Source organism: Mesorhizobium sp. ES1-3 (genome assembly GCF_020164795.1).
In the GTDB taxonomy this organism is placed as follows: Bacteria; Pseudomonadota; Alphaproteobacteria; order Rhizobiales; family Rhizobiaceae; genus Mesorhizobium.
In genome coordinates, this window is record NZ_JAIUGW010000037.1 from 1 (window position 1) to 23,288 (window position 23,288).

Genomic DNA, 23,288 nt, shown 5'->3' on the forward strand with positions numbered 1-23,288 from the left:
GCCCTCGTTCGTGAGGCGTATATAGTCGCCACCCAGACAAACTGTCAACACCGCTTTCTCAAGTTTTTGAACTTTTTCGTGGAGATATCCACGGGGCCGAATTGGTGAGTTGGCTAGGCTGAGTTTCCACGCCGCTTTCAGCGATTGATCGCGCCTGGCTGCCGCCACGCTCTCAGACGGGCTGCAGGCGCCAAGTGTGAGGGTCGAGTCACAAGACCGCAACATTGCCACGGTGCTCCGCCGCGCCTTCCTCTTCCAGGGCCGCGACCAGCTTGACTGCGGACTCCCAATGCTTGGCAACATCGCTCCGCGTCCTTTCCCGGCTCCGGCTACCAACCGGCAAGCTTCCCGCGATCGCCTTTAAAAGCGGACATCCGTACAGATGGATGCTGCCATACATGGACTAGCGCCTGTTCGACACGCGCTGAGGCGCTCTATGGGGGTTTGCCAAGCCTACCACAACCGGGCCGCGCAGCCATATCAACGCGATGGATCGGCACCTCTGCTTCTCACCGCTCGCGCAGGACCTCCTGCTTGTATCGCATGAGCGGCGAAAGAAGGTAGCTGATGATACGTTCGGTGTTTCCGGGCCACCTTTCGGGAGTGGCCGCAATCTGTGAGGTTGCCGGTTCTGCATTGGGATCGGAGATCGGCTTGTGTCTGGACTTGACCGTACGCTTGACCCTGAGCGACAGCCTCGACGTTTCGATGTGATCAACGGTGCTGGCGGCCGGCGTCAGTGGTCGGTGGATGACAAAGCCCGGATCATTGCGGAGACTCTGGAGCCGAACGCAATCATTTCCGAGGTCGCCCGCCGGTATGGTCTGAGGCCGCAACAGGTCTTCGCCTGGCGTCGCGAAGCGCGCAAACAGGCCGTTTCGGTGCAGCAAGATTCTCCCGCCTTCGTGCCGGCGGTGGTGGGGGCGCCGGAACCCATAGCCAGGCATCCACCGAAGCAGCGGAACCGGAAAGCCACCCGAGACGCCGGCGTGATTGAGCTTGAGATCGACGGCATCGCCATGCGCGTTGGCCGTGGCGCCGATACCAAGACAGTAGCCGCTGTAATCCGCGCGCTGAAGGCGACGACGTGATTGGGCCGACGGGTGCGGTCAAGGTGATGGTAGCGACGAAGCCAGTGGACTTCCGCAAGGGTGCTGAGGGCTTGGCCGCCCTGGTGCGCGAGACGATGGGCGCCGATCCGTTCAGCAGCGCCGTCTACGTCTTCCGCGCCAAGCGCCCCGACCGGATCAAGCTGATCTTCTGGGACGGCACCGGGGTCTGCCTTTATGCAAAGCGTCTGGAGGATGGCGAGTTCCGCTGGCCGAAAGTGCATGACGGCGTGATGCGGTTGACGGCTGCACAGCTCTCGGCGCTGCTCGAAGGCCTCGATTGGCGGCGAGTCCACGAGCCGCGCCGGACCCGCATTCCAGCCCAGGCGGGCTGACCCGCGACGAAGTGAATCAGCGTGGATTCCGCTGTCGCGGGCCGTCGGCTAATATGGTCTGATCGGCTCATGGCGATGACGGCTGACCAGCTTCCCGACGATCCGGATGCGCTGAGGGCGATGGTCCTGGCGCGCGACATCGAGAATTCCCGTCTGGTCCAGATCATTAAGGAATTGCAGCGCCATCGCTTCGGCCGTCGTGCTGAGACGCTGCCGGAAGACCAACTGCTGCTGGGACTTGAGGAAGCCGAGCAGATCGAGGCGGCCGGCAGGAGGAGAACGAACAGGCTGCTCCCACGGAGCGACAGGCGCGTGTCGCCAAGCGTCGGGCGAACCGCGGCGCGTTGCCACCCCATCTGCCGCGCACGGAGATGGTCGTCGACATCGAGGCCCATGCCTGCCCGTGCTGCCGCAACGGCCTGCATCGGATCGGCGAAGACGTGAGCGAGCGGCTAAGACATCGTGCCGGCGCGGCTGCGTGTGATCGTCGTGCGCCGGCCCAAATATGCCTGCCGCGCCTGCGAGGACGTTGTCGTTCAGGCTCCGGCACCCGCCCGGTTGATCGAAGGCGGCCTTCCGACCGAGGCAACGATCGCCCAGGTCCTAGTCTCCAAAAATGCTGACCACCTGCCACTCTATCGTCAGGCGCAGATCTACGCCCGGCAGGGCATCAATCTCGACCGGTCGACGCTCGCCGACTGGGTCGGCCGTGCCGCCTGGCATCTACGTCCGGTGCACGAGCGGCTGCTTGGAAAGCTGAGGTCCTCACCAAAACTCTTCGCCGACGAGACGAAGGCGCCGGTGCTCGATCCGGGCCGCGGCAAGACGAAGACAGGCCAGCTCTGGGCCTATGCCCGCGATGACCGACCATGGAATGGCGGCGACCCGCCTTACATCCGCGCCTCTGAACTCCGGGCCGTGGCCTGAGAACACCGCTTACGATGATACGGCGTGAGCCGGTCTTGATCTCGACCGTGACCGACATGCCGGGTGACAGATCGGCGGATCTGCCCTCGATCCGCATCTGGGTGCGGTCGAGCGAGACGCGCGCTACATAGGCGAGCCCCTGCCCCGTGTCTCGGTCGTCGAACTCTCTGCTGCGGATCGTGGCTCGCCTGAGGCATCGTCGCGTTTGTCATTGTTGACGGCGTCGTGCGAGACGCCGAGCACGCGCCCGTGCAAGAGCCCGTAGCGCGTGAAATTGAAGGTATCGACCTTGATCTCCGCCTCCTGCCCGGGAGAAACAAACCCGATATCGCTGTTCGACACCATGGCCTCGATCTCGAGGGCAGCGTCGGCCGGCACGACGACCGCGAGCGACTGCGCCGGCGTGACGACGCCTCCGGTCAAGATCGAACAGATAGAGCTGGCGCGTATCGCCCTGAAGAGACTCGGCCTCGTTGGCAAAGGCACCAGCGCGATCGCGACCTACCCAGGATGAGCTCGACAAGCTGATCGCCGACTTCGATGAAAATCCTCGTCAGATCGCTCCGGTCAGCTTGATCATATAGGGGTGTCCGCCACGGCACGCAGGTCCAAGGGTTCGCCCATATCCTATTAATGCCACCCCACAAATTCGCCTCGGTATGCCGTTGTCGGGTGGCGCTGTTGTCGCCTAACGGAAAGCCCTGGACATCTGGTCAGCGAACGGTTTCAGCAAGTACGACCATACAGTTCGTTCGTCTGTGCTGATGTGGACTTCGGCAGGCATGCCTGGCTTCAGGACCTTGGCTTCCGTTAAGCAGTCCGACTTGTTTTCAACCTTGATACGCGCTGAAAAATACGACAACTGACGCTGTTGGTCCTTGATCAAATCGGCGGATATGCGCTGAACCCACCCTTGGCAGGCGGGTGTAGTACCGGCGTCGAACGCAGGAAAACGAATTGATACTGGTTGGCCGGCGCGAATGTCATCTACACGCGACGGCGGGATTAGGGCGTCGACTACGAGATTGTCCGTATCCGGCACAATCATCATGAGCACTTCTCCGGGGCCGACGACACCGCCTACCGTGTGGATCGATGATTCTTGAATTGTTCCAGACTGCGGAGCCCTGACCGTACTTTTGCTCAGCTCATCCTGAGCTACTATCTTGCGCTCCTTCAGCTCGGTGCTCTTGGCTTCGGTCTGGCGAAGCTCGCTTGTGACATCGGCGCGCTTTTGTTCGTCGAGTTGGAGAATTTGCAGCGCAGTTTCGCTAACCCGAGCCTCCGCTTCGGCGACTGCAGCGGCCAGACGTCCCGATTCTCCGTGAGCTCGCGTGCTATCCAATCTCGCCTTGCTCAATCTCTCCTTTGAAACCAATTTCTTAGAATACAACGCTTCGACATCCGTGAGGTCGTGATCCAGCAAGGCCACCGCTTCATCTTCCGCCGCTTGCTCTGATTTGAGGCCGTCGATCTGACGTTCGAGTTGTCTTGTGCGACTTTGCAATTGAGCCTTCTGACCTTTGAGTGCCGCCGCACGGCTGTCGAACAAGGCGCGTTCACCACTGACAAGAGCCGCCAGCTCAGGGTTGCTCATCCTGGCCTGGACAGCTCGCGGGACCTGGATTTCCGGAAGGCTTTGCCGTTCCGCCTCCAGCCGGGCAAGGCGGATAGTCGCGCGATCGAGATCCTCGCTAATTATTTGCAGATTAGCTCTCGTCAATGTGTCATCCAGCTTGACCAGCACGTCGCCGGCTTGAACATGATCTCCGTCCTGGGCGAAGATAGCACCGATCGTACCACCCGTGAGATGCTGAACTTTCTTGATGTTGGTCTCTACCACCACTGTGGCTGGCGCAATCACCGCGCCGGCGATCTTGGTCAAGCCGACCCACAGCCCGCAGCCCAAGACTACTAGAAAAGTCGTTGCAAGACCTAGCATCAGATTGGCGCGAACGCCGTCTTGCAATCCGAGCACATCCTCCCCGGTGGCATATGGCGCCGTGATCGTATCAGACACTTGGAAGAATCTCAGGCATGCCCGCTGACGCCCTTGTGAAGGGGCACCACCGGACTTGGACGCTCTGCAGCTGGAAAGGGTCGGACCACGTTCGCCAGCACATCCTCGCGCGAGCCAAAGGAATGGAGCATGCCATTGGACATGACGAGAACCCGATCGATGTTGGTGAGAGCCGACGGACGATGAGCCACAATGATGACAATCCCACCACGCTGACGAACGCTCAGGATCGCACCGGCCAGCGCAGCATCGCCACTGACGTCGAGATTTGAATTAGGCTCGTCAAGAACGACAAGAAATGGTTCGCCATAAAGTGCCCTGGCCAGTCCCACGAGCTGCCGCTGCCCCGCCGACAAAGCAGTGCCCCCTTCCCCCACGCGCGTTTGAAAACCGTCTGGAAGTCGCATGATCATCTTGTCGATACCCGCCGCCCTGGCGGCAGCCATAACGCCTTTGGGATCGCCTTGGCCGCCAAACCTCGAGATGTTGTCCGCGACTGTACCATCAAACAGTTCAACGTCTTGCGGCAGGTAACCAACATGAGCGCCAACCCGCTCCGAACTCCATTGCTCGAGCGAGGCTCCGTCTAACCTGACCGTTCCGCGAAGCGGCTTCCACGCACCGACCAGGGCGCGAACGAGCGTCGTCTTGCCGGAGCCGCTCGGGCCGATAACGGCCATGCCGGAGCCTTTCGGCAATTGGAAAGTCACGTTTAAGACGGTCGGCCTCGACACGCCCGGCGGCGCGATCGTCAGGTCTTCAACCGCAAGAAGTGCCTGCGGGCGGGGCAATTCCATGGGCTCGTTGTGATCGTCAAAAGTGCTGAGCACGGCGGCCAACTGGGAGAAGCTGCGCCTAGCAGCCAGGAAACCCTTCCAGTTTGCGATCGCAATATCAACAGGGGCCAGCGCGCGGCCCAGCAATATGGATGACGCGATAATCACGCCAGGGGATGCTTCGCCGCCAATAACAAGATAAGCGCCGAGCCCTAAAACCGAGGATTGTAACGCCATGCGAAGCGCCTTGGTTAGCGAGCCGGCTGCGCCTACGACGTCGGAAAGCCGCTCCTGGTACGCCAGATAGGCTCGGGTCGCTTCGCTCCAGCGATGGCCAATCCGGCTGGAAAGACCCATAGCGTGCACAACTTCGGCGTTGCGACGCCCGGAATCGGCAAGAACGCGTTGCGATAAAAGTGCTTCGGACGCGTGCATCGCCGGTCCGCGCGCAAAAATTTCCGCCACCACTGTCAGGGTAATGACAACAGCCGCGCCTGCTGTGGCTAGTATTCCAAGCGAAGGGTGCAGAAGATAGATGATCACCAGATAAAATGGTATCCAGGGGGCGTCGAAGACGACTGTCGGTCCCAACCCGGAAAGAAAGCCGCGGAGTTGATCCAGATCGCGAAGCGGATGAGTCCTGCTTGCGTCCTCTCCGGCAATGAGCGGCAGGGACAGTGAGATGGCGAAGACCCTTTGCTGCAGAGTTCTATGGAGCCGACTGCCAATCCGCACCAAGAGGCGAAGCCGTATGAAATCGAGCACTCCATAGACCGCATACAGACCAAGCATCCCAATAGTGAATCCGACAAGCGTCGGAATGCTCTGTGAAGGCAGAACGCGATCGTAGATCTGCAGCATATAGATGGATCCTGTCAAAGACAGAATGTTGATGACCGCTGAGAACAGACCGACACCGGCCAGCCCAGGAACACAGCCTGAAAAAGCCGAACGCAAATCCATCGAAGGCCCGTTCCATCGCTTCATGGTGCGCGACCCTCTACGAGAAATGGCCGCATGGACTCGCTTGTCCTGCCGATTGTAAACACCCTCTTCCTTGCTAGCCCTGTCCCGCACCAAAAGCATTAAGCGTTGCTAAGGTATCTGCCTTCGGTAAAAATGTAGCAAAATCGTGACGCTTTTCCGAGAAACCCAAGGCTTCCTTGCCAAAAGCGGTGGATAAGATAGCGGGGGGTGGGAAAGTTTGCAGCGACAGCGCCGCCGAAGTCAAAACACGGTTTTAGACCCGTGTGATTGCGACCCGGCGGTGCGACCAGCCTATCGTTTGTTTGCAACCACCAAAAAGTGTTGCGCAAGGGAGCCAGGCAGCTTGAGCGTTTTTGATGCCTTCTCCACTGGCTCGATCAATGCCTGGCAAAGGCCAGGCAAAAAGTGGCCTGGCCGAGGCAGATAACCGTAGGGGATCAGGTGCTCAACGGTGAAACCAGACGATACGAGCAATTCGTTAAATCGACTGGCGCTCAGCGTGTTGCGGAGTGTGCGTCCAAAAACCTGATTTAGCATCCGGCAAGCTACGCCAACTGGCGAGGTTGCGTTCATGTGTACGTTGGCCACAAGCCTGCCTTGGTCGTTCAGTTGGTCGTGTATCGCCGTCAGGGCCTCTCGTCGCAGAGAATCCTCGGCATTCAGGAAGAAACGAAATGCGGTTACAACGTCGAACGTTTCGCCGAGCGGGTCGACTGTCATATCGATGTGCCGCAGTTTCACATTGTCTGGGACCCGTGCACAGGCGAGCATAGCCCCGGAGACATCGACCCCCACCACCTCGTCAAACAGTTCGGCGGCTATGTTGGTGATGCGGCCGGTGCCGCACGCGAAGTCGAGGCACTTTCGGCCGGCACCACCCATGGGACCGAGAACGTCAACGAGAAGGGGCTTCTCAATTTTTGTCCACAGGGCGCCATAGTAGCCGGACTCGTGTGTCTTGTTGTAGTGCTCACCATAACCCAGGGCACAGTGGCTAATGCGATAATTATCCGAGACTTCATCCCCTTCCCGATCAGCCCGCCGATTCTGCCACACTCTGGCCTCAACAGCTCGGGGGCTCGTCTGAGGAACTTTCAAGACAGGTGTCTCAAACGTGCAGATTGCCGGGCCGGCCGCTGGTGCGACTTCAGTTGACTGCATTGGAGAGGCGCTTGGCTTGGACTGGATCTTCACGAAACCCTCCGTTCCATTTTGGTTGACGGTCGAACTTTGAGCCAGCGGCCTCCCCACGCGAGTCCGACACACTTGCTTACTGGATGGCCACGGCTTCGAGGTCACTGCTGAAGGTCGCCTCGATGGTATCTCCGGGCGCAACGACGGTATCCTCGTCGGCAGCCAGCTTTCGCCATTCCTGGCCGACCTTGCGAATGATCAACACCTTGGCGCGGATTGTTTCCCCAGCCATAGGCAAGGGTCGGGCCGACGCTCCGGATGGCTGCAGTTTCTGGCTTGCGGCGTGAAGTTTTGCGGTGTTGTCCGCCAAACGCCCATCTGTGTCCTTCAATTCGGTCAGAAGACCAATTTTCCGTTGGTTCTCAGCGCGTTGCAGCTGCCTTGCATAGTCATCTTCCTGGCGACGCGCCCTCATCAGTTCAACTGACGTCTGAAGAGCACCGCTTGACGACAGAAGCAAAGCTCGCCGAACGTCGGCGAGCCTGTTGTTGGTGAGGTTGCCCGATTCAAAGACCTTCGTAACCCTAGCCAGATCGTCTTGGTCTGCCTTGACGCCGTCGTTTTCGACCTGTTGACGCTTGAGCAGAACGTCGATCTGATCTGCCGTGTCTTTCTCGCCTTTTTCGAGATAGCTCTGCTCCGCCTGAAAATCGCTGATTGAAATCTTCAAGGCCTCCGCTTCAGCCCGCGCTATTGCGGTACCGACACTGGCAGGCAACGGTGATCCCTGCGGCAGGTGTTGGTCAAAGCTCGCCTCACCTTGCAGTTCGGCGCGAATTCGAGCGCCGTGAAAGTAGTCCTTGATATACTCGCCCCAAAGCGATTCATAGTCGCGGCGCAGATCAACCGGATCGGGTCCCGCTTGGCCTGCTCTTGAACGCAAAAGGCTTAATCCACCGGAAACGGCTATCGCCTGTCGAACTGTCATCAGCGGGCGATACGGCTGCTGCCCCGGAGTAAGGACATCGCCGGTGACATAGATTGGCCGATATTCCGCGATCACCGCGGTCACGTCGCTTGGCTTGATGATAATCATTTGCTCTCGCCCGTCCTGCAGCCGCGCGCGAAAAATCTTTGTCGGCAAGATTGTTTCCATGCGCGTCTGCAGTTGAGTCGGAGTAAGGCCGGCAACCGATACCACGCCAACTTCGGGAAGCGCGATCGTGCCGTCCATCTGGACCACGGCACGCTGAATTCGCTCAGGAATCGAAGCAATTCCTATTTCGACGACATCTCCTGGAGACAATTGATAGACAAGCGGGGCGTCTGCCGCAGCGACCTTTTGGGCGGCTGATACCGCGACGAGCGCGGCGAGTAGAATTCGCTTATCGAAGCCCATTTGCCACAATCTCCTTCTGGCTCGACGTGCCCGACACTGACCAATCGACACGGGTGACAAAATCGTGGACCGGGCCGCCCGGCGCGCCCCAATTGCTTGACCAGACAACCTGCGAGCCGTCTGGGGAGGGCGAGGCGTGTGTCTCGCTCCAGTAGTCGAAGACGACATTTCGCGTCTCCGCGATGCGACGAACATATCCACTGCCATCAGTGCGCAGCGCGATCACTTCCCTTGCGTAAGGCGCCCAATCGGGATGGTTTGACACTTCCGCCGGATCGCCGGCGTAGCTCAAGAATACCCAGCCCGGCCTATTCAAGGCCCGTAGAGACGCGTGCTGGGCTTCGCCGTATTTCATCAGTGAGGTGACCGCCCCATCCGAGATCCGCCGCTTGATGACTTGATACTTGTCCGGTTCCGATTTGCTGATGCCCACATAAATTTCGCTGCCATCGGCATCGACGGTCATATCGCCGTGACCAGGCCGATGATGCTCCGCCCATTTCTGGCGCAAGACACCGTCGACGGAGAAGATCATGATCTGGTCCGTCCCGTCTTCAAGGTTCTGAAAGCAAAGAACGTTGGTGCCTAGCGGAGAGATCGAGCAGGCGCGGTTGGCCCCAGCAAGTTGAGCAAGATCGATATCCTGGAACTTTCGCTGCCGCTTGAGATCGTAGGCGAAGGCCACCGTTTTGCCGTCCGCTCGAACCGCGCGCACGACTATGCGATTGCCATCCCGGCTAGGGTTGCCTTTGTTAGGGCCGAACTGAAGATTGCTATAGTTCGTCGCGTGAAAAATCACTTCCTCACGATTGGTGCGCGGCGTCCACCTGGAGATTGCCCTGCCCTCGACGCAGATCATCTGGCTCGGTTCCTGCGGGTTCCACTCGCATCCGCCCGATCGGTCCCGGTGGAAGAGCGGGGCGTAGGTGTGTCCGTCGAGGAAGCACATGCCACCGCAGCCGTTGCTGATGACAAGAAGGCTTTGGTCAGCGCTCCAGGCTTGGGCGCTCGAATAGCGATGACTGCAATACTTCCTTCCACACACGACTCCATTGCCAAGGTTTCCGGGTTTGGTAACGCGCGTGAAGCTGTTGCCCGATGCCGGATCTTGCGTTGACTGGAGATAGCCCGGCAGGTCTGCCGGCAACGACACTGTCGGTGGAATGACGTTTTGCGACCCGATCGCGACGTGTAGATCGATGGGTAAGGCCGCTGCAATTAACATCAGAGCCGATGCGTAACGGTGGCCGGAAGTCATGTCATGTAGCCCATTTCGCGACGTACCCGACCTTCGCTGAGACGCGACCGCCACCAATCAATTGTTCGCCCCAAGCCATCGCGAAGGCTGGTCTGCGCCCGCCAACCAGTCTCGCTTTCAAGACGCGTGGAATCAGCCAGCAAGGCGCGAACTTCTGAGTTTTGCGGCCGGAGACGACTTTCGTCTCGATGAACGGCCTTTTTGGAGCCGCTCAACTCAAGAACGAGATCCAGTACGTCCGAAACAGTCACGGCGCGCTGGCTCCCGGCATTGTAGGCATTGCCGAATTCGAGACCAGACAACCCTGCCGTAAGGAATGCCGCCGCTGTGTCTTCGACAAAGGTGAGGTCGCGGACCGGACTTGTATCGCCGACCATGATTGCCGGGCAATTTGGGTCCAAGGCCTGGCGGATGATGGTCGGCACGATCGCCCGTTCACTCTGACGTGGCCCGTATGTGTTAAAGGGCCGCATGATCACGACAGGAACATCGAAAGACCTGGCGTAGGACTGGGCCATCATGTCGGCGCCGATCTTCGATGCCGAATAAGGCGACTGTCCCTGCAGCGGATGCGTTTCGCCGATTGGCATCGTCAAGGCGGTGCCGTAGACCTCGCTAGTCGAGGTGTGAACGACGCGTTCCGTCTCCCACTGGCGAGCCGCCTCAAGTACGTTCACCGTGCCCAGGATGTTATTTTCCACATATGACTGAGCGGCTGCGTAAGAATATGGAATAGCAATGAGCGCGGCCAGATGAAAAACAATCGACTGACCTCGCATGATCCGGTTCAGGAAAGCGCTGTCGCGAACGTCGCCACGCACGAGCTTCAGCTGGCTTCGAACTGTGTCGGGCAAATCATCCAACCACCCGTGACTGTCAAAGGAATTGTATAGCGCAAGGGCAGTGACATCCGCGCCGTTGCGTACGAGTGCCTCGGTAAGATGAGACCCGATAAATCCATCCGCACCTGTCACCAGAACCTTCTTGCCCTTGTAGCTCATGACCAAGCATTTCCTCGTCCGACGTGAGACGCTGTCTTTTCGTTAGCATTCATATGTGAGCCGGCGGCGACGGCACCCGGCCGAGAACGGCCAGGCAGCCGCGCACAATCCAGACGATGTCCGAAGCGATCGTGCGCTGCGAATAATACGCGAGGTCGATCTTTGCCTTGGCAGGAAAGAGGACTTCCCGGTAAAACAGCAGCGGCTCCGCCGAGAGAGGATAGAAACGGGCCTCGTGGCGGAACAGGACCTGGGTTGGACCCAGCAACCCCGGTTTGTATTGGAGAATGGCCTTAAGCTCGCCCTGGAAACAGTCAGCGAAAGCCAGACTTTCTGGACGCGGTCCGACTATCGCCATCTCGCCTCTCAAAACGTTCCACAATTGCGGTAACTCGTCGAATTTTGTTGCGGCGAGCAGCCGACCTAGAGGCGTCATGCGGCTGTCACCTGCCATGGTCAATGCCAAGCCCTGAGCGCTGCATTTGGCAGCGAATTTGCGAAATTTGTACATGCGAAAGGGCCGTCCCCCGGCGCCAATGCGGATCTGCACAAACAAGATGGGTCGACCGCCTTCGAGCAGGATTCCTAAAGCGACTAGCATCATCAGCGGCGCCAGCACGATGCCTGCAACGCTTGCCACAACGAGATCGATCGCGCGCCTACCGAACCCATGCGCGTAGCTTGGGACCAAGCGCCCATGAAAGGATCGAACCGAGGCGTTCATGCGGCGGTACCCGTTTGTGCGCAGCGGTTGACCACGCGTGCCAGCGTGCCCACAACCGTTTCTATGACGGGGGCGGTGATCTGGGGATGCAGGGGAAGTGTCAACTCTCGGTGTGCAAAGTCCTCTGTTCGGGGCAAATGCGTTCCAGGAGAGAGCTCTCGATAGAAACTCATCTGATGCACCGGCGGATAGTGGACGGTGGTCTGTATCTCCTGGTCCCGCAATTCGTCGACGACGTCTTGCCGGTTAACGTCGCGCGGCAGAAGAATTGGCATGATATGGTAAGCCGACGTCCGCGGTTCACTGAATGGAATGGTCACGCCGGGACAATGCATGGCAACCAGGCGCCGGTAGAGGACGACGAGGATGCGCCTAATTTCGTTCCATTCCCGCAAGTTCTCCAATTGAACCAGTCCTATGGCGGCCCGCAGTTCGTCCATGCGGTAGTTGAATCCGAGCATGGTGACATCATACTGTGCCGTGCGGCTGTTCAGCCGCTGATGTGTCCCGGTTGTCATCCCGTGGCCGCGGGCTTGTCGAATCCGTGCCCGCAGGGCCGGATCTTGAGCAATGACAGCGCCTCCTTCTGCCGTTGTCATGTTCTTGTTGCCATAGAAGCTGAAAGCGGCAGCAGCGCCAAACGTGCCAACTTCTTTCAGGCCGGGCGCATGCGCGGCATCCTCTATTATATGTAATCCCCGAGCGCGGGCGAATGTCTGCCAATCTTCCCGGTTGGCGAGGTAGCCCGCAAAGTGAACGAGCACCACTGCCTTAGTGCGTGACGTGCACCGCGCTTCCGCTTCCACCATAGACATCAATGGGACGTCGACGGATTCGATGTCGACGAAGACTGGCGTGGCGCCCACATAGAGGACCGCATTCGCAGTCGCTACGAAGGTAAGCGACGGTACAAGCACTTCGTCGCCCGGGCCAATCCCGAGTCCGTGCAGTATCAGATGAAGGGCTGCGGTGCAGGAACTGACCGCAACGCAATCTTCCGCGTTGTGCATTCTGGCAAATGCCTCTTCGAAAGCCTGCACCCGCTCGCCCATAGTCAGCCAGCTGCTATCAATTACCTTTGTGAGCGCATTCTTCTCCGGCAAGCCCAGAATAGGGGCACTCACCAAAAGCATCATTACCTCCCGGATCTTTGTGGTCGTTATGCTGCGGCTGCGGCAACCTCTATCGAGGACGGCTGCTCTTCCCACGAAATTGCTTGAGCATTCTGGAAGTCGTCGACGCGGCCGATATCAAGCCAAACGCCATCATGTTTGTAGACATGGACGACCGTACCCTTTTGCATCATTTGCAGCATTAGATCGTCAAAACCGAATGGTATTCCTGATGGTATAAACATCAACACATCCGGATTCATGCAGTAAATACCCATGCTAACCAAGTGCGAAAGGGTCGGCTTCTCACGGAATACCTTTACGGTATTGTCGACTTCGTCAATGACGCCGAAGTCCATCTTGTGCAGGCGGCATGCGGTGGCGATTGTCACCGGGTCCTTGTGCATCCGATGCGCTGCAACAAACCGGCTCAGGCTCAAATCGGTGAGGACATCGCCGTTGAGCACGACAAACGGTTCGGTAAGTTCATCTCTAATCAAGGACAGAGGCCCAATGGTGCCGAGCGGCTCCATTTCCTGGGTGTACTTGATCTTAAGATTCCATTGTGAGCCATCACCGCAAACGCTTCGGATCAAATGGCCGAGATAGCCAGTCGTGATATAGATTTCTTCAATGCCATTGCGCCGTAGCCATTTCAAAAGCAACTCAAGAACGGGCCGGGCACCGATCGGCATGAGCGGCTTCGGCAAGACCGACGTGAAGGGCCGAAGACGGGTTCCCATTCCACCGCATTGAATTACCGCTTTCATCCGAACCTCCCTGAATCATACGCCCGAACGCCATCGCCACGGGTCGTTCTTTACGCTAGCGTCCAGGAATCGCGCCTTCTATTCCGTTAGGAATTTAAGGTCCGGTGAGGCTTCTGTGATCCTCACCCGCGCCAATCCAGAACATCGTGGGGGAACGCTATCGTGATCGTCGGGTAGATGTCGTCGTGCATTTGAATGGTACCGAGGCAACGGTTCTGGTGTTGAATGAGCCGGCAAAAGGCGTCACCTCGGCCGACGCCGGAACGAACCCATAAGGCGGTGCGAAAAAAACCAGGGCATTTTCCAATCACATGCTAAAATATGGAGGGGTGGAATGTGCAGCAATGGGGCGCTGCGGTTTGAAGTAGATCGATGAGTGGGGTCGCTTCAAGGCTCGTCACCGATCGGCGTAGCTCTGTGGGAAGTGAGATTGCGAGAGCCGAGTAAGCGTTGGGATAGTCGAATGTATCGAATCGTTATCGCCGATGATCACGGCCTGTATCGCCGCGGGCTGAGGCTCGCTCTGATGGCAGGCATTCCGGGTGTCGAGATTTTCGAGGCAGCATGCTTTGACGCAGTTGTCAGGTTGCTGGAAGAGCAAGCATCCATCGATCTTGCGATCCTGGACCTGAACATGCCTGGCCTATTCAACCAGGAAGTGCTTGGCGACGTTCTCGTTGCCCACCCTGACACACGCTTTGCAATTGTGTCCGGCAATGATTCACGCGCCGAGATCCTCACCGCTTTGTCGATCGGTCTTCACGGCTACATCGTCAAATCCCTAAACGACGAGGAAGTCGTGCTCGCCGTTAATGAGATCCTGGCCGGCCGAATATATGTTCCAGCGCTGCTGTCTCGAACATCTGCCGGGCCTGCGCCGCTGCCACTCCAATCATCGGAGAAACGCACGAACGCCGATAATCTGGCCAGGCTGACCGCCCGACAGAAGGAGGTGTTGAAGCTGATGGCGGAAGGATATTCGAACAAGGAGATTGCTCGCCATTTGGAAATTGCCGAAGCGACGACCAAAATCCATGCCGGCGCTGTCCTGCGCGAACTGGGAGCGCGAAATCGGACAGAAGCGGCCCTCATGCTCCAAACCTGGCTGTCGAAGAACGTGAGTTAGGATTCGATTTCCTTGCGTGAAAGCCGCAGCGAATATCGCAGGCCTCGCTCCAATATTTCCAACTTTGGCGAGTGACCTACAAGAGGCGCCCCGTCCAAGCCGATTATCATGGAACCGAAACCGCGACGCACGGCGGTTGACGTTTGCCGTTGTCCGGATTCAAACCAGTTGAAAACAATGTCGCTCGAAGCGTCTTCGGACTCATAAGCCCATTGGACCTCAAGTTGACCCCGTGAACCGCCCAGCGCGCCGTATTTGACGGAATTGGTCGAAAGCTCATGAAGGATCATTGCAAAGCTCTCGGCCGGTCCTGCTGGCATCATAACCGCTGGACCGGTGATCTTGATGTCGTGCGTGTCCATGTAAGGCCGCAATTCCTGCGTGACGAAATCATGGAGCAGCGCCGACGAACCGGCATGGCGTGAAAGGAGTAGATGCGTCACCTCAAGTGCGCGGATCCGATCGAGGAGGGTCTGCTTGTATAGAGCAACATCGTTGCCAGGCGCCTTGACGATCTTCACCAGGGCCATGATGACAGGGAACAGATTGCTGAGCCGATGACGCTGCTCGAGCATCAGACGCTCCCTTTTTTTTGCGGCGGCGCGCAAAAGCGTGGTTTGCCGACGCTCGGTTAAATCGGCAGCAACCCCGACTCGCACGGCACGTGAATCCTGTATTTCCTCTCGCCCACGCAGAGCAATCCAGCGCATATTCCCGTCCTCTGCCCGTCGAACGCGAATCTCGGCGTCATAATTCATGCTTGTCGCGTGCCTCGTCGAGGATGCGAGTTTTGGCCAGTCTGCCGGATGTACGACCCCGGCAAGCTCCTCCAGGCGACGAACGGCGCCTGGCGGCATGCCCAAGATGTCCCAGAATTTGGCCGAACCGGTCACCGTCGCGTCTTGGCGATCAATCCGCCACGTGCCAAGACGTCCGGCAGAGAGGGCGAGATCAAGCCATTCCTTCTGAGCCCGAAGGGCTTCTCGTGCGGACCTTCGTTCCGATATGTCGTCGACAACCACGAATACGCTTCTCGAAGGAACACCATCGGACGCGGCCGAAGACAGAGTGAGCCGGGTCCAGAATGTCGTTCCGTCTTTTTTTGACAAACGGACCTCCGAACTTGATGAAGACCCATCTGCATCTAAGCGCTCCAATGTCGCTCCGAAGGCATCTCTATCGTCAGGATGGACCAGTTCGCTGAGCCGCAATCGTGCAAGCTCTCCCTCGCTGTAGCCGGTCATTTCGCATAGGCGCGGGTTGGATTGCAGTAACTCACCGCTTTGATTGGTGTTTGCGAAGCCCATAGCGGCGTGCTGAAAAGCCCAACGATAGCGGCTCTCCACCGCCTCGACCGCCGCGAGGCGTGCCTCCGCAACTTCAACCGCCGCGTGCAAGTCCTGGCTTAGGCGGTGGAATGTAAGCACGGTTGTCCAACCCGACAACAGAAGCAGAATCGCCCGAGTCCAATCGGCTGCCGGGATTTGGCCGACCAGAAGCCCGCGAGCCGACATACCGGCGGCCGCCATCAAAAGTGTCGCAACGAGTGCCGCTGCGCGACCTTCAAGATAAACGATGATAATAATGGCCGGAATAAAGGCGATAAATGTGGCGTCTTGACCCACTTTTGCTGCGCCCGTTACTTCGACTGTTATCGAAGTAACCAGCACCGCTAGAGAAGCTAAGTGAGTCAGCGGCGAGCGAGCCCCGTTCGGATTCGCAGTGCGCTGATGCCAATTCATAGGCCAGACTACGTCCTTCTGACTAGATCGTTCAGACTAAGCCACAAATGATTGCCTAGTGCCAATGCTGGATTGCCTAGCCTTGATACCCGGCTAGAATCAATCGGAAGAGTTAAGAACGCTGCATCCATTGAATGTGGCGCAGAGTTCCCGAGGCTCGGCTTCTCTGAAAAAACATCGCGCTATCGAAGAGAGTTCGAGTGATCTGTGATGTGCCTACTTCATTAGGCAAGTTAGTTGGGGCAGGAAAATGACGCTCGTTGACAGACGGAACGATCCCGTTGTGAGCCTTCGAACCATTCCGTGGAGGAACCAACATGCTCGCAACGCCTATATACCGCACCGTCCCGCAGCATCCGCCTTCGATCGACCGGAAGGAAAAATCAACGAAAGCAAGCGAAGAAGCATGGAATCAATTGCCGGTATGCTTGACCGGATCGGCTGTGGTTATCTCCTGCTCGACGGCCAGAAGAAGGTAGTCGAATGGAACGCCGCCGCGCAAGATACCTTCGAGCGGCAAGGTGAGGCAGCCGCTACCGCCACTGAGCTTGCCGCCGCGCTCAAGCGGCTCGTTGCCGGAGTTCCGATCCGCTTGCTTCCGGGTTCATTGTCGTGGGTAGTTATTCACTCTCGGGGCGACCGGCCGGTGATACTTAACGAAGGAGGCGCTGTCGCGCCGGACGGAACGAGTATCGTCGCCTTAATGGATCGTGGGTACAGGTCGGTGGCCAATCCTCAAACCTTGCAAAGGATGTTCGGACTGACAAGCGCCGAAACGCAACTTGCGCTTCGCTTGGCTCAAGGCGATGCGCCTTTGGAGATCGCCCGCAGTTGGCGTCTAAGCCGGACTACAATTCGGTCTCAACTCGCGTCATTGTTCGCCAAAACCGAGACGAGCCGACAAGGGGAATTGGTGGCTCTTCTTTCTCGCATTTCGGTTTTGCCCTGATAATCGCCGGCGTCGTCTCCGATCCAAGGGGCATAGATTGCGATTTGGTCAACGCAGATCGCCAAAGGGACATTCGAGATGATCGAGCCAAATTCCGCAGGTCAAGAGGCTGCCGAGAATTTACCCGATGTGGCGTCTCTTTCCGCAATCGAGGGGTTTGCCCGAGCGCGTTCGGACCAAGCTCTGCTCGGCCTTGCGCGCGCCGGCCCGATTGTCGTCACAGGGGCTGCGGGTTTCATTGGCTTTCATGCCGCCCGACGGCTCTTGCACCATGGCGTCAATGTTATAGGCGTTGACAACTTCAACCCATATTACGATCCACGGCTGAAGGAAGCGCGTTTCGAACTTCTTAGTGCCGAGCCTGGGTTTAGCGCGGTTCGGATCGATCTGTCCGACCGTGGACGTGTTGAATCGCTGTTTTCCGATTTTCGTCCCTCTCACGTCGTGCACCTCGCCGCCCAAGCTGGCGTTCGTCATTCACTCGTCGATCCCCATGCCTATGTCCAGTCGAACGTTGTGGCCTTCCTAAACGTTTTGGAGGGCTGCAGGCATGCTGGTATCGAACATCTGGTCTACGCATCGTCGAGCTCAGTTTACGGCGCCAATCGTACGATTCCGTTTTCCGAACATCACGGCGCCAATCATCCCTTGAGCCTTTATGCCGCAACCAAACGTTCAAATGAGTGCATGGCGCATTCATACAGCCATCTGTTCGGTTTGCCGGTCACTGGACTGCGTTTCTTCACGGTCTACGGCCCTTGGGGGAGGCCCGACATGGCTGTTTATGCATTCACGCATGCCATTGCACAGGGTCGAACGATCGACGTAGCGAATGCGGGACGCGCCTGGCGGGACTTTACCTACATTGACGACATCGTCGAAGGCGTGATTCGAGTGCTTGCGGCGCCGCCATCCCCCAATTTGAATTGGGATAGCTGCGAACCTGACGCCGCCACCAGTTCGGCGCCATATCGGGTCTACAACATTGGCAACGACCGACCCGAGGAGATCAATCGGCTGATCGCCATAATCGAGGCCGCCCTTGGACGCCGGGCGCTACGCGTCGACGTGCCACTGCCTGCCGGCGACGTTTTGGAAACGCGTGCCGATGTCAGCGATCTCCGCCGCGCTGTCGGTTTCGCACCCTCGACAACGCTAGTTGACGGAGTGTCCCACTTCGTCAAATGGTATCGCGAATTCCATGAAACTTGCGCGGCCTGATAGGCTAGAGTATCAGTCTTGGTCAAGGAATGTCTGCCGCCCATTTTCGGTCGTCCCTGATGAGCGCGTTTGAACGACAAGCTTTTGCATGGTTGCTATTATGGCGAGCCTAGGCAAGGTCAGGGCAACGTGACGCGCTTCATCACGCCCATGCTGCGGTCTACAGTTGCTCTTTAAGTTGTCTTGTCAGCGCAAGAAACGATACCGTACCAGCTTACCGAGCCCGTCTGGCTTGAGCGATGTCAGCGCAAACACGAGCCCAGGCAGGATCTTCAGCCGCTTGCTAATGTAGATAGCCATGGCCGTGTTCCACACGGCCAGGGCAACTGCGACACCCACTGCCGCTCCGATTGGACCATATATCGCCACGCCCACGGCACAGGCTATGACGTTGGCTGTCGCACCAGCGATCATGGTGGAAGCGGCAGCCCACTCGTTTCCCGTCATCGTGAGCAGATTCTGCTGAGGTCCGCATAGCGCCACGAAGAAGTAGCCAAAAATCAGCACGCGCGCGATCGGAGCGCCGGCCACGAACCCCTCTCCGAAGAAGCCCAACAAAGGCTTTACTATTACGAGCAGAGGAATTGCCACTACAATGGCGCCCCCGAGGGAAAGCAGGGTAGCGCGCGCAAAGAGCTGTTGCAGTCCTTGTCGATCGCGGCGAGCAAACAGATCGGCTGCGGTGGGCGAAAACATCGTACCGACGGCGATACGCGAGAGGCCCACAAGGAGTGCAACGTTCAAGGCCAAGGCGAAAACCCCAGCTTCGCGGATGTGATCGGTCCAACCCAGCACCATCACTCCAGCTCTGCTAACAAATACGTCAAGCCCGGTAATGAGCGTCAGCGGCGGGACCGAGGACCACCACTCCTTGGCGGCATAGCTGGCGTGTGCGAGGCGCAAACCAGGCGGCTGAATCCTGGCAGCCGTAAGAAACACTAGTGCGACCGTCATCACTGAGCTCATCACTACCGTCAACATCACGAGGGGCGCGTCCACAGCGCGAAGTCCGGACTTGGCGGCAATCCCGACCAGTATGACCAGGAGACCGTCGCGCACGATCCGTTCGGGCAGCAGGGCCGATACAACGCCGCCATAGGCCCTTACCAGGGTCGCCCCCAACGCATAGGCGGTAATCAGCGGCACCGCTGCCATCCCCAAGAAGTTGCTAACTACAAGACCTTTCTGCGAATGATCCGAATAGAAGAATATCAACGTGGCGCCGAGCAGACCAAGCAGCGTCGCCGTCGTCAGCGACCATCGCAGGGCGAAGGCGATTACACCTTTTGCCAGATCAAGCCGCCCGTTGGCCCGATAAGCTGGCACAAAACGCAACAATGAAACGTTGAACCCAAGCGTTGCCAGGTAGGCCAGCACCGAGGTCCACGCCAGCACGTACGAATAAATGCCGTAATTGCGAGGGCCGATGAGCCGCGCAATCAATAATTGCGCCACGCTGGTGAGGCCGGCCCCGGCGATATAGATCAACAGGGCAAAGAGGCTCGCCTGGGCAAGGTGCCAACCAACGTCTTGCTTGGGAAGCAAAACCGCCTTTACGCGATCGGCTGCATTGGATCGCGGGTGTTGTGAACCTGCAACGACAGCTGACGCTGACGTCGCATGTGCATCGCGAGCAAGGCTGCTGGCCGCGAGGTCGGGTGCCTCCTTTTTCGGGCCTGCTACCGCTGCGATGCTGTCTGTTCGCGGAATTGCTGAAAGGATTTCCTGCTCGACGCGGCGGAAACCTTCCGCCGTGGCTTGGTCGTTGAGAGTGTCAACTGAAACTACCTTTCGACCGGACGCCAGAAGAATGCTGTCTATCGCTTGGAAAACGCCGAAAGAGCGCATGTTAATTTCAGGGTCTGCTTCGAATACGCGCTCCGCGGGCAGTTCGCGGGTGATTCTTTGGCGCAAACGCGTCTCAACCACCTCATAAGGCATGGCGATCCTGATTGTGAGATCGGCAGGCGGCGTTAGACTGAGCACCTTGGCAAGCAATGTGCTGTCGGCGGCTCCGTTGAACATCGCCAAAGAGCCGACCGCCTGCACGTAGCCTTGATCGAATATTACTATATCAGGCGCCTGCCTTGCCTGGCGCCAGCTACGCGACAGGTGCAATATGTATTGCCATAGACGAGCACGCCAGAACCGGTTTCCAGGCGGGATCAACCTCACCATCGATGAGGCCGTAGCAAGGTCTTCCTTTCTTCCCTTGGACGACGCCAATATCCTTGCTGTGGAGACCATCGCGGCCAACACACGGAAGACAAACAAGCGTGCCCCCAGGAAGTACGAATTGCCCGCCGCTTCGCTGGGTCTATAGCTGAGCGTTACGTTTGCTCGATATCCCGAATGACGCAGCCGGCGAGCAAGCGCGTGAGCGAACGTCGTTTTGCCCGATCCTGGAGGTCCGAAGATTTCAATGATCATGTGTGGATCAAACCCAATCTGACGATACGCTTCCACGGATTCCAAGACAGTGCTGGCAGGGGATGTTGGCGAGGCACATCATGTCTTCTCGACGAGGAGATCGGCGCCGTCCTCAAACCGATAACGCGCATGCTTCTTGAGATTGACCTGGGTGAGGACGCTTCCCATCGGAACGGACGCAGCCGCGCCGCTCTGGAGGAGATCCACAACAGCGCGCGCGAGACTTCGCGGTGTCTTGGCCCAACGAACAGTCAGCAGAACAGTGTCTGCCCAATGCGTCAGAAGTCTTGTTTCCGGGCCACCAAGGTCCAATGGCCCATTCACAATGATGGCGGCGTAAATCGAGCGGAGTTCATCGGCGAATTGACAACTATCGGCTGTCGACAGCTGAGCCAACAGGTCATCCCCAACTCGCGGTGCGACTATCAGGTCAACACCAAGCGCCGGGATTTTTGCGATTGCATCCTGCAAGGTGCAGCGCCCACTCACATAGTCCCCAAAAGAACCACTGGCATCCACATTCTTGAATTCCTCGCGGAACTCGGTCGTGAGCCGTGTGTTCTTGCGCTCAAGGTCCAGCAAGAGCACCCTGCCTCCCAGACGCGTCGCGGCCAGCGCCAGACTCCAGGCAAGTTCGGTCTTTTCATCCCCCCGGATGCTGGAGGTGACGAGGAGCAAATGCGGTGGGCGGCCTCTCCCTTGAGTCGGCACTACGGTGACGAGAAGGGACATGACAGCGCGACTAAGCGCCGAGCTCTGTTGACCAAGAACCATGTCGCGCAATTCCCTTGCATGCAGTCTGCGTACTTTAGGAAGAAGCCCCACGCATGGAATGTCGAGCGCCATTTCGGCCTCGGCTTCGCTGCGCAGAGTCTTGTTGAAGTGATTGCGTGCCAGAACGAAGACCGCGCCCAGCAGACCGAACACAATCATTCCGGGGGGGATCAGGAAAATCGGCGGGAGTGTTTTCGGCGCCGACGGTGGCCATGCCGCCGAGAGGATCGCGACTCCAGGCGATGGCGCTGCGATGCGGTGTATCAAATCCTGCTGCCGGCCCAAGAGATCGTTGTAGTGTTGGGTTGCGATTGCGACCTGAGGCTCGAGTGCTCGCAAGCCGGAAAGCCGACTAGCGGTATCGGCAACGACCGCATCGAGAACGGCCTTGCGCGCCTCCAGGGCTGCGATCTGGGCGCTATAAACATTCGTGTCCGAATCAAGACGAGCGGTTTCTTGTTCGATCTGACCATCAATAGCGGTTGGGTCGGCTTTGCCGTTGATCAGGTCGTTCAATACCGGCGACCCAAGTTCGGCCGCTACCGTCGAGGCCGACGCCCCAGCCTTCTGCAGATCCTGGATGTGATGAAGACGCGTTTGGGTAGCGGAGAAATTGGCTTTCGAGAGAGCAATCTGCCTGCTGAGTTCCGCTGTCTCATCGGCCGCGTTGTTCGCCGCAGCTTGATCGACACCACCGTGGGTAAGCCGGTATGTCTCCAGACGATCGGTTGCGTCAACCAGGTCTTTTTGCAGGCGTGGCAGACTGGCGACTATCGAGTCGAGTTCTTGTTGATCCGACGCGCGATGTTGCTGAACGAGATCTTGTATATAGACTTGTGCGATCGTGTTTGCGACAATTGCGGCCCGTACGGGGTCGGTGTCGGTGTAACCAATGCTAATGACTCGCGAATGCAACTCTTGACCGACCCTCATTCGATTACGCAGGGCTTCCAGTTTTGGAGCATCCAACGCCTCCGGGTTATTCGGGCCGCTGCTGGTGCGCGGCCAAAGCCTGTTCATCATGTCGCTTAGAAACCCACTCGAGTGATGCTGGTCGGGCAGCAGCGGATCAAAACCGGACTTTCCAGCGCCGTTGGCGGCCGCCGTTTTGCCGAGCGCCGCCAGTACGTGGCGTAAATTGGCTTGTGAGGATAGCATGGTCAGATGATCATCAATGCTCGAATCCAGCAAATCTTGAACCGACTGTGTTGCGCCAGCAGCTGCATTCCTGTTTGGAGCGTCAATGATGACCTGCGTCGTTCCCTCGAACTGCATGGGACGAGCAATGCCCGCGAGTCCCGCCATGACGCCGCCGAAAATGGCTATGGCGAGCACGAACCACTTTCTTCTGGCGATGACAGCGACGAGTTGATGGAACGGGGTTGGCGTATCGATGCGCTCACGCAGCTTGCGCCTCCTGAGCGTGTTCGTGTCGCTTGCAGGCAGAGCGATCTGCTTGGCTCGCACAATCCGGTTGGCTACAGAACCTTCCAT

The 23,288-nt window shown here is 58.2% G+C and carries 17 protein-coding genes and 2 pseudogenes; 6 read left to right on the top strand and 13 right to left on the bottom strand.

Annotated elements, in window-relative coordinates:
* Window positions 1-656 precede the first annotated feature (656 nt).
* The 3 genes and pseudogenes from tnpA to tnpC all read left to right on the top strand — a co-directional run.
* Entirely contained in the window at window positions 657-1,091 is a 435-nt protein-coding gene (gene tnpA / locus LB536_RS29360) for an IS66-like element accessory protein TnpA (RefSeq protein WP_224598637.1), read from the top strand.
* The gene (tnpB, locus tag LB536_RS29365; protein ID WP_224598640.1) at window positions 1,088-1,444 is read left to right on the top strand and encodes an IS66 family insertion sequence element accessory protein TnpB; all 357 of its coding nucleotides are present in this window, start codon (window positions 1,088-1,090) and stop codon (window positions 1,442-1,444) included. The genes tnpA and tnpB overlap by 4 nt, the downstream gene beginning before the upstream one ends.
* A 69-nt stretch (window positions 1,445-1,513) precedes the next feature.
* Window positions 1,514-2,362: pseudogene (tnpC, locus tag LB536_RS29370) on the top strand (IS66 family transposase); the annotation flags it as partial.
* Window positions 2,363-2,384: 22 nt separating this feature from the next.
* Here tnpC and LB536_RS29375 read toward each other — a convergent pair.
* From LB536_RS29375 to LB536_RS29420, 10 genes and pseudogenes are all read right to left on the bottom strand, one after another.
* Window positions 2,385-2,788 (bottom strand): annotated as a pseudogene (locus tag LB536_RS29375) (HlyD family efflux transporter periplasmic adaptor subunit); the annotation flags it as partial.
* A gap of 271 nt (window positions 2,789-3,059) precedes the next feature.
* On the bottom strand, window positions 3,060-4,391 hold the full coding sequence (locus tag LB536_RS29380; RefSeq protein ID WP_224598646.1) for an HlyD family type I secretion periplasmic adaptor subunit: 1,332 nt from the start codon (window positions 4,389-4,391) through the stop codon (window positions 3,060-3,062).
* Window positions 4,392-4,402: 11 nt separating this feature from the next.
* Window positions 4,403-6,130: a type I secretion system permease/ATPase gene (locus tag LB536_RS29385; RefSeq protein ID WP_224598648.1), complete on the bottom strand. Its 1,728-nt coding sequence runs from the start codon at window positions 6,128-6,130 to the stop codon at window positions 4,403-4,405.
* 315 nt (window positions 6,131-6,445) lie between these two features.
* Entirely contained in the window at window positions 6,446-7,348 is a 903-nt protein-coding gene (locus LB536_RS29390; RefSeq protein ID WP_224598651.1) for a class I SAM-dependent methyltransferase, read from the bottom strand.
* Window positions 7,349-7,424: 76 nt separating this feature from the next.
* Window positions 7,425-8,687: a polysaccharide biosynthesis/export family protein gene (locus LB536_RS29395; RefSeq protein ID WP_224598654.1), complete on the bottom strand. Its 1,263-nt coding sequence runs from the start codon at window positions 8,685-8,687 to the stop codon at window positions 7,425-7,427.
* On the bottom strand, window positions 8,674-9,945 hold the full coding sequence (locus tag LB536_RS29400) for a hypothetical protein (RefSeq protein ID WP_224598657.1): 1,272 nt from the start codon (window positions 9,943-9,945) through the stop codon (window positions 8,674-8,676). Before LB536_RS29400 ends, LB536_RS29395 begins: the two co-directional genes overlap by 14 nt.
* Window positions 9,942-10,946 carry an SDR family NAD(P)-dependent oxidoreductase gene (locus tag LB536_RS29405; RefSeq protein ID WP_140764241.1) on the bottom strand — a complete coding sequence of 335 codons (1,005 nt, stop codon included), beginning with the start codon at window positions 10,944-10,946 and terminating at the stop codon, window positions 9,942-9,944. Before LB536_RS29405 ends, LB536_RS29400 begins: the two co-directional genes overlap by 4 nt.
* A gap of 49 nt (window positions 10,947-10,995) precedes the next feature.
* Complete coding sequence (locus LB536_RS29410) at window positions 10,996-11,670, bottom strand: sugar transferase (protein ID WP_140813614.1); 675 nt, start codon at window positions 11,668-11,670, stop codon at window positions 10,996-10,998.
* Window positions 11,667-12,803, bottom strand: a complete 1,137-nt coding sequence (locus LB536_RS29415) for a DegT/DnrJ/EryC1/StrS family aminotransferase (RefSeq protein ID WP_140764264.1) — start codon at window positions 12,801-12,803, stop codon at window positions 11,667-11,669. Before LB536_RS29415 ends, LB536_RS29410 begins: the two co-directional genes overlap by 4 nt.
* 26 nt (window positions 12,804-12,829) lie before the next feature.
* Window positions 12,830-13,552 carry an NDP-sugar synthase gene (locus LB536_RS29420; protein WP_140764235.1) on the bottom strand — a complete coding sequence of 241 codons (723 nt, stop codon included), beginning with the start codon at window positions 13,550-13,552 and terminating at the stop codon, window positions 12,830-12,832.
* A gap of 463 nt (window positions 13,553-14,015) precedes the next feature.
* On the opposite strand from LB536_RS29420, the gene LB536_RS29425 reads away from it, so the two are divergent.
* Window positions 14,016-14,678: a LuxR C-terminal-related transcriptional regulator gene (locus LB536_RS29425; protein WP_140764232.1), complete on the top strand. Its 663-nt coding sequence runs from the start codon at window positions 14,016-14,018 to the stop codon at window positions 14,676-14,678.
* On the opposite strand, the gene LB536_RS29430 is transcribed toward LB536_RS29425, so the two are convergent.
* Window positions 14,675-16,420 (bottom strand): sensor histidine kinase, encoded by a 1,746-nt coding sequence (locus tag LB536_RS29430; RefSeq protein WP_140764229.1) that lies wholly within the window; start codon window positions 16,418-16,420, stop codon window positions 14,675-14,677. The two genes, LB536_RS29425 and LB536_RS29430, sit on opposite strands and share 4 nt — an antisense overlap.
* Window positions 16,421-16,670: 250 nt before the next feature.
* Between LB536_RS29430 and LB536_RS29435 the strand changes: the two genes are divergently transcribed.
* Window positions 16,671-17,369, top strand: coding sequence for a helix-turn-helix transcriptional regulator (locus tag LB536_RS29435; protein ID WP_140764226.1), 699 nt, complete (start codon window positions 16,671-16,673; stop codon window positions 17,367-17,369).
* Window positions 17,370-17,447: 78 nt separating this feature from the next.
* Entirely contained in the window at window positions 17,448-18,590 is a 1,143-nt protein-coding gene (locus LB536_RS29440) for an NAD-dependent epimerase (protein WP_140813615.1), read from the top strand.
* Between the two features lie 186 nt (window positions 18,591-18,776).
* On the opposite strand, the gene LB536_RS29445 is transcribed toward LB536_RS29440, so the two are convergent.
* Together LB536_RS29445 and LB536_RS29450 are read right to left on the bottom strand one after the other, a co-directional pair.
* The gene (locus tag LB536_RS29445) at window positions 18,777-21,056 is read right to left on the bottom strand and encodes an oligosaccharide flippase family protein (protein WP_224598669.1); all 2,280 of its coding nucleotides are present in this window, start codon (window positions 21,054-21,056) and stop codon (window positions 18,777-18,779) included.
* Between the two features lie 42 nt (window positions 21,057-21,098).
* Window positions 21,099-23,288: a GumC family protein gene (locus tag LB536_RS29450; RefSeq protein ID WP_224598659.1), complete on the bottom strand. Its 2,190-nt coding sequence runs from the start codon at window positions 23,286-23,288 to the stop codon at window positions 21,099-21,101.